This is a genomic window from Deltaproteobacteria bacterium (genome assembly GCA_018668695.1).
GTDB lineage: Bacteria > Myxococcota > XYA12-FULL-58-9 > XYA12-FULL-58-9 > JABJBS01 > JABJBS01.
On sequence record JABJBS010000051.1, the window covers coordinates 1 to 7,283 of the forward strand.

The window sequence follows — 7,283 nt, forward strand, 5'->3', positions numbered from 1 at the left end:
GAGGTATGCATCGTCTATGTCCTGACCTGCGATTGTACCACTGTCTTGTTCGCTCATAGAACTCGGATTGAAAGGCTCTCGTGAGAAGAGTTGATTGATGCCATAAGCTTGAATGCTTCCGGTATATCCGTCTAAAGCAACTGAGCTTGGATTGGGTATACTGTAGGCTGATGGCGGCTGAGGTACTGCACCTTCAGGATTGCCAATCAGGCGCATCATAAGCCCGTGGCTAATGTTAGAAGTCTGTGTGGTTGAATTGACGGATAAGGCACCAGCCAGAAAGAGAGCATCTGACGGTGCAAATGTTACCGCCATCACTTGTTCTTCATCGGGGGCCAGGGTGAGGGAGAATGTGTCTTCGGGCGCAGCGCTTCCCAATTCGAAAATGGCTTCCAGTGGAGCGATTGTGATGCCTGGAGCCAACTCTACGGCCATGTCCATAGAGACTTGTTCTTCTCCGTTATTTTCGACCACGAAAAATGAGCGGGTAAAACCGCCGACCTCAACACCGGAATCAAAGCTGATGGTGTCCGGTGACACATCCAGCGGATTGGCCATTGGGGCCGGGTCAATTTGAACTTTGAGGTCGTCTAGGTTGGATGTTCCGTTTCGGTTGGCGTCGTAAAGGTCTCCGGCGGTTGTCATGGGATCAAGGTTGGCCGAGTTGTATTGCCCCGGCTCAATGGTGAGTGAGCCATTGACGGAACCAAGCAAAACTTCTTCAGTGGCGGATGAAAGAGAACCGTAAAGCTCTATATGAATAGTGGCATCTTCGACTTTGTCGTTGGGTAAGACGTATTGCCCGGAAGCTGTGGCCGATGCGGTGTCGATTTGCATCGTTACAGGACCGACCACACCATCGATGGTGAACACTGCGCGAAGAGTTGCTTGACTCTCAGGAGATAGTTCGGTGATGGCATCTGGCAACTTATACGGCGTTCCTGTTAGTTCACCACTTGTGCTGCAGCCTTGGGTAAGTGCAAAACAGGTGAGGGTAAGAATAACTGTTGCAAGTCGTTGAAAACCTAAGTGCATGGTCTTGTCCGTTTTTTGGAGTATTTGAAATCGATAGGCGTGGATTAGCTTAAGGGCCAACCGTTGTTTCTGAATCTGGCATGGCCTGAAGTGCAATGAATACTGAGCCGGTTACAACTGCGGCAGCGCTCGTCCAGACCCACCATTTACTGTACCAAGGCTTGATGCTGTCTTCATCGATGAGCTCGGCTTGTAGGAGAGTGGTCTCGTTGCGGTGAATCACGACATCTTGTCTATAAAGGAGGTATCCCGGTTTCTTGATTTCGATTCTGTGCCGACCGACAGGAAGACCTGCGTAAAGATCCACAGGGGTTGAGCCAATTTCTTTTTGGTTAACGTGAACGATGGCATCGGCCGAATTACTTAAAACTTGTACCGAGCCTTTGTAATCAGCTGCTTGAGAACCTTCGATTAATCTGGCGACATAGGGGCGGCAGAGTTCGATAAGACCATCCGGTGAACCGAGGTAGGTGGCTGCCTGGCGTCTTAGGACTGTGCCGGATGTTGTTTCCATAAGCTCTAGAGTGAACACCCACTCTTCGTCGACTTTTCCGATGCTGCTTGAAAGAATAAGGTCTGCTTTTGCCATTTCCCCTAGGTTGGTCATGCATTCTTCATCGACACATCCTAAACTCTGGGCAAGCATTTGCTGGCCAACCATGCTCTTGATCTCATTTCGAGAAATCACTGTGTATCGATTGCGACTGAGTACGGCCAGCTCTGAAGTAATGACGGCTGAAACGCTTTCACCAACAATGGCGTCAAGTGCATCTGTCTTAATGTCGACATCAAGCACGGCTATGCGCGCATTGGTTGCGCGGTCTGCCCAGAATGGATCTGATTTTTTCACTGGCGTCTGTGCGAACGCGATTGACTGACCTATTAGGAATAGAAAAAACAGGAAGGTGCCTGAAGTTTTAATAAAAGAGCAGAACATGTAACCCTCTCGTGCATAAGTAAGGTAGCTCAATCTTGAGCATCCGTATTCTCATGCCAGTCCCACTCCCCATGACCCCGGCGAGTGAAGCGCCTATCACTCTTCATTGAAAAAGAAAGCCCCCTAAGGACTGCCATATCTTTCAATTTTCGCTCATGATCGATTGATGCATTGCATCTTGTGATCTGTGTCACATTTTATGGAGTGTCGTGCGCGAGATACGGTGGCTAAACGATTGTGCTCCAATCTTTGGCGGCTTTTCTAACAAAAGTTTATACCTTCTTATGGAGTCCAGGCCAATCTGAAATCGTTAAAGAACTCTAGCGGTTGTCTCTGTTTTTCAATGTTCAATGATATGCACCCGATGGTCGATGCGTTACTCAAAACAAACGTGCCATGGCTACTGGAAGGAAGCGTGGTGGTAGAGTTTTTGGAAATACTAAGCTACGGATTTAGCATCTGGATGTTCGTGGATGCGCTGCGACGTAAAGCCGAGTTTTATTGGTTTGTCATCATCATCGTTTTGATGCCCATTTTGGTTTTTAGTGAAGCCCACTATTGTCCGCGAAGGTGACATTTATGGGCTATCAAGCGCCTATTCTCCACAAGAAGGGTGAGCGGGCGTTGTGGCATACCTGGGCACCACGTTCAGGATTTCTCTAAATAATCCAAGTACCTAGCAGACTGCTTCTCTCCAGAGACCAGGCGACACAAGTTTCAGGTCGGGGAGCCCTAAAAAATGCTTGCACGTTTGTGCAAATATGCATAAGTTGTCGGTATGAGTAATGTGGAAATACAAGAACTTGCTAACCTGCTTAAGGCACTGGGAGAGTTCAATAGGCTCTCGTTGGTGTATGAGCTGTGCCAGTGTAAAAAACCTCAAAACGCTATGTGCTTGTGCGATTGCTGCAGCGTCGATGCCTCGGTTGTTTCACGTCACTTAAAGGTCCTCACGCAAGAGGGTATTGTGACGGTTGAAAAGCAAGGACGCGAAAGAAATTACTCACTGAACCGTGCTTATGTGGCTCAGCGCTTGAGAGTGCTTGCCGACAGGGTAGAATTTAACCAGGAGGAATCATGACTAAAGAAAAATGTAATTGTAAATGTAATTGTAAATGTAATTGTAAATGTAACTCAGCCCCATGCTGTACTGAAAAAACGTGTGAATGTTGTGCCGATAAATGTTGCTGTGAATAGAGAAACATCAACTTTATTCGGCCCAGTGACCACCTAAGAGGCCACCCGGTTTTATTGAGTTTCATGAATGCTGCACCTTAGGTGTAATTCTTCTGCTTCTTTGACCCGGGCTATAAAATTGAGGAAACTTAGGAGGAACATGGTTCCTTTTAAGGTCATACGTCGATTGGCATTAGGTGACACACCGAGGGTTGCCCAGGAGCGTTTGGTCCGTGAGATACACACGGTCCGCATTCTGGGCAACTGCCTCTATTCGGCTGGGTCTACTTTCATTTTCCTCGAATCCACGGCGCCGTTGGCGTATTTGGCTTTTCCTTGGTTCGTGAGTCTCATTTTACCATGGGTCTTCAGTTTCTTCGCTTTAAGAAGTTCTTCGCCTCAGACATTCATTATCCGCAGTGAGATAGCCGAGTGCTTGGCTGTTGCGCTCGTTTATCTGGCATCCGGTTTTTCACCCTCTGTCTTTCTTTGGGGGGCGCTGCTTATGGCGACGAATGCACTGATGACGGCCGGAACTGTGGCGGGCCTAGTCGGTATGTTCACTCCCGGTGTACTCGCATATTTACTGGCTTCTATAGGTCTCCCGGTGGGTGATGGAGAGCTTTCTTTATTGGCGTTGGCTACCCACTCCGGGGCGGTTCTCATCTATGTCTTTTTAAACGCTGCCATGGGCTATCAGGCCATGAAGAAAATCAGTTCGTTGAGGCAGCAAATTCAGTCTTTGAACCAGGAGATTAAGGAGCAGGTGTTGGTTCGCTATCTTCCAGCTGAAATGGTGGATGATATATTTTCAGGTAAAATTGAAATGGACCATGAACCTCACTCGCAGACCATAACGGTACTTTTCAGTGACCTCTCGGGTTTCACTAAGTTGGGGGAGCAGCTTAGCCCTAGCGATTATGCCTCGCAGCTCAATGAATATCTGACCTTTATGAATGATATCATCTTTGGAAACTTAGGTACCGTCGACAAGTTTATGGGCGACGCCATTATGGTGATGTTTGGTGCACCTAAAGAAATGCCACCTTATATGCAGGCCCAACGGGCGGTTAGTTGTGCGCGGGCGATGCAGCACGGTCTCGATACCCTTAATGAAAAATGGGCCGTTCGAGGTTTACCTGCACTTGCGCAGAGGATTGGTATCCATCAGGGTACAGCAGTTGTGGGGAACTTCGGCTCGGAGAAAAGGTCGGACTATACCTGTATTGGAAGTGCCGTGAATCTAGCATCTCGAATTGAAACAGCGTGTGAAGTGGGTCAGGTTTATGTGTCAAGCTCTATTCACCAGTTGCTTCCGGATGAGAGCGAAGCAGTAGGGGAATTTGAACTTAAAGGTATCGAGGGTAAGACTTTCCTCTACAAGTTGGTGTCTTAAAACATTCCTTCTTCTTCTGGTCCTACTCTGATTTTTGTTTTTCTAGGCCTTGAAGCCCCTCGACCGCGGGCGCAAAGTCTGGAAAAAGTTCATGGGCTAATTCAAAGTAGTATTGTGCCTTCTCGACATCGTTTTTCTGATGATAAGCGCTGGCTAGGTTTACGTAGGTATGCGGGAGCTTGGGTCCCAAATCTAAAGCACGTTCAAGTAGCTCGATGGCGCGACTTAAATCTATATCGGCGGCAACTTCGTTGGCCTCTTGTGCGCGGTAGAGAAGGGCGGCCCCCAAATTGGAGAAGAATTCGGGTATAGGTGGCCCGAGCTGAATGGCATTCTCAAAGGCAACAATGGCTCCTTCTACATCTTGGTTATGCAGGTGCAAAGATCCCTTCGCATACTGAAACTGACTTTGTGTTTTCAATTCTTCTGGTGCGGTATCCAAAAGCTGCAAGGCCTCGTTACTTTTTTCAGCTTCGAGAAGTGATCCTGCTTGTTGGAGTATGTTTGCTAATGTTTCCATGGTTGGTTCTGCCTAAAAGGTGGGGGCGAGAAATGAGATAGCCCATTGCTGTAAATTGGTAATCAATGATTCGTCTTCTAGTTCTTGGCCCGTAATACGCTTGCACTCAGTTAAGCCAGATTCAAAACGTTTCTCCAGGGTTTTAGCTGTGCTTTCACTGCTAATGGCGGCCATCGATTCGGAGTCGCGCCATTGAGAACGGCCATTGAGATTGACCGAACCGACAATCGAATAAGTGCCGTCTACAGTCATGGTCTTCGAGTGAAGTGTACCACCGCTTTTTTCGTAGATTTCAACTCCTGCCGCCACCAAGTCGTCATAGAAATAACGGGCCGCATCGGAAACAATGCCAATATCGTTGGATTCTCGACTATTGGTCATGACCCGCACTTTAACGCCCCGGTGTGCTGCATTGATCAGTGCATTGCGAAGGTCACTGGGTGGAAGAAAATAAGCATTCTCGATGGTGATACTATCTTGCGCTGACCGGATAGACTGTAAATGAGCGTTGCGCGTGTTTTGGTCACCTTCTTCGTCCGGGCGATGTTGGATGAACCGAACAGGCGTTGTGCCTTTCGTGTCAGTCCAGGTGCGAGGGTGGTTACTCAATGGAATGATTTCTCCAGTGAGACTTTCCCAATTTCGGCGAAATGCATTGACGGTATCTTGAACTACTGGACCCGTTAATCGAACATCGACGTCGCGCCATGGTTCTTCTGCTTTTTCGGAACGGGAGAATACCAGTCGTCCTGAGCCGCCCAAGGCATATTCATTTGCGATGTTCATACCGCCTTCGATGGATACTTCTTGGTCTACGATAAGGTGCTTTTCATGCCAGCGGTCGTTGAGGTCCCAAAATTGGTTTACAGGGTCGCCGTATTCATGCACCTGCACACCATTCTCTCGCATGTAATCAAACATTTCTGGAGCCGCTCGCAGTGAGCCAATGCCATCGTAGATTACCCGAACATCAATACCTTCTTGCGCCCTTAGGGAGAGCTCTCGTGCCAGGTCCCAGCCTGTTGCATCGTCATTAAAAATAAAGGTTTGCATATAAATCGAATGGGTCGCACCTCGAATCAAATTGCGACGGGCGGCGAATGAGTCGGTACCGTCGAGCAACAGTTGGGCAGAGTTGTTCAAGCGTTGTTTTGAGTCGGTTGTTTGGTCGAGCAAATTTTCAAAAGCCTGGCTGCCCACCGGCGGTGCTTTTGGGCGGCCGGAATGAAGAGCATCGAGTGCTCTTTGAAGTTCTGCGCCTGAGAAGTCACCGTAGATTGCGCTGGTCAGTGAACCGAATTGCACCCCGTAGCGTTTATCGAATTCTTTCTCAACGGCATCACGCTGGGCAGGGGACCTCTTTTCCAAAATGGTATAAACGCCATCCTCATCAGTCCCTAACCCTTTCATACATTGATAGAGAGCCTTTGCATCCTGAATGGTTTGCTTATCGGCGCGTTGTCGGAGTTCAAGTAACTCTACTGTCGATGGTCGGGCGATATTTTTTGGATTTAGGCTATCGGTTGTTTGTTGAAGACTGTGACCAGAAATATTGGCCTGTCGCTCGGGCAAGGGGGGGGTCTCGAAGTCGGAAGGCTGGAGTTTAGGTGCGGTGCCCCGATGTATCTCGGGCGATTCACCTTGATTGGATGTGGCCTGTGAAGCCATACCAAGCGGTGCGAGTTTGGGTGTGGGTTTCTTAATCGGCATATGCTCCCCCGGGGGAAATTGTAGCATATGTGGCGTCGAGGAAAAGCAGCCAAAGCCTCTTGAAACGTGAAAAAGCATGGATCGATAGTCAGTTACATCGCTTAATTTGTTTTCGGTTTTAAAAAGTATCCATCCAAAGAAAGCAATCTAGTGTTGGGACAGCCTGGGCCTGTGGCTTCGGTAGTTCTTATTCGATTTATGAGCTGACGCATGAAAGGCCTGACGGCTACATGCTCGTCAGGAAGTTTAGAAGACCTGAATCTCGCCAAAGTAGAGCATTTGGCCCAGTCTCCATCCTTTTTGTTCACATGATAGCCGTTTAAAATCATGTGTTTAGACCAATTTTATGCCGAGTTCACGAAGCCACCCTGCTTTTTTTAGCAACTGTCTCGCTAATCCGCCGATAACCATTTTGACTTCAACGAGCGACTACTGACTTAGCAACCTGGCCTTCTACCAAGAGATAGAGGTCCACCCAGCGGAGAATAAAATGCCTACAATTAACCCAA

7 protein-coding genes are annotated in these 7,283 nt (G+C 48.2%); 3 read left to right on the forward strand and 4 right to left on the reverse strand.

The window, feature by feature from the left end:
* Both HOK28_02435 and HOK28_02440 read right to left on the reverse strand, forming a co-directional pair.
* Positions 1-1,035 (reverse strand): hypothetical protein (locus tag HOK28_02435; protein ID MBT6431919.1); only part of this gene is annotated, 1,035 nt, incomplete at its 3' end.
* 49 nt (positions 1,036-1,084) lie between these two features.
* Positions 1,085-1,885 carry a PEGA domain-containing protein gene (locus tag HOK28_02440; protein ID MBT6431920.1) on the reverse strand — a complete coding sequence of 267 codons (801 nt, stop codon included), beginning with the start codon at positions 1,883-1,885 and terminating at the stop codon, positions 1,085-1,087.
* 451 nt (positions 1,886-2,336) lie between these two features.
* On the opposite strand from HOK28_02440, the gene HOK28_02445 reads away from it, so the two are divergent.
* The 3 genes from HOK28_02445 to HOK28_02455 all read left to right on the forward strand — a co-directional run bounded on the left by HOK28_02445 (position 2,337) and on the right by HOK28_02455 (position 4,544).
* Positions 2,337-2,546, forward strand: coding sequence for a hypothetical protein (locus HOK28_02445; protein MBT6431921.1), 210 nt, complete (start codon positions 2,337-2,339; stop codon positions 2,544-2,546).
* Positions 2,547-2,750: 204 nt separating this feature from the next.
* Positions 2,751-3,053 carry a helix-turn-helix transcriptional regulator gene (locus HOK28_02450; GenBank protein MBT6431922.1) on the forward strand — a complete coding sequence of 101 codons (303 nt, stop codon included), beginning with the start codon at positions 2,751-2,753 and terminating at the stop codon, positions 3,051-3,053.
* Positions 3,054-3,308: 255 nt separating this feature from the next.
* Complete coding sequence (locus HOK28_02455) at positions 3,309-4,544, forward strand: adenylate/guanylate cyclase domain-containing protein (GenBank protein MBT6431923.1); 1,236 nt, start codon at positions 3,309-3,311, stop codon at positions 4,542-4,544.
* Between the two features lie 22 nt (positions 4,545-4,566).
* Here HOK28_02455 and HOK28_02460 read toward each other — a convergent pair whose 3' ends face one another.
* A complete protein-coding gene (locus HOK28_02460; protein MBT6431924.1) occupies positions 4,567-5,064 on the reverse strand; it encodes a tetratricopeptide repeat protein in 498 nt (165 codons plus the stop codon).
* Between the two features lie 12 nt (positions 5,065-5,076).
* Positions 5,077-6,774, reverse strand: a complete 1,698-nt coding sequence (locus HOK28_02465) for a hypothetical protein (GenBank protein MBT6431925.1) — start codon at positions 6,772-6,774, stop codon at positions 5,077-5,079.
* Positions 6,775-7,283: the final 509 nt, after the last annotated feature.

What these genes read in the sequence shown, in the direction of transcription:
- HOK28_02450 (MBT6431922.1), top strand. Translation starts at nt 2,751, where the DNA reads ATGAGTAATGTGGAAATACAAGAACTTGCTAACCTGCTTAAGGCACTG.
- HOK28_02445 (MBT6431921.1), top strand. Translation starts at nt 2,337, where the DNA reads ATGGTCGATGCGTTACTCAAAACAAACGTGCCATGGCTACTGGAAGGA.
- HOK28_02465 (MBT6431925.1), bottom strand. Translation starts at nt 6,774, where the DNA reads ATGCCGATTAAGAAACCCACACCCAAACTCGCACCGCTTGGTATGGCT.
- HOK28_02460 (MBT6431924.1), bottom strand. Translation starts at nt 5,064, where the DNA reads ATGGAAACATTAGCAAACATACTCCAACAAGCAGGATCACTTCTCGAA.
- HOK28_02455 (MBT6431923.1), top strand. Translation starts at nt 3,309, where the DNA reads ATGGTTCCTTTTAAGGTCATACGTCGATTGGCATTAGGTGACACACCG.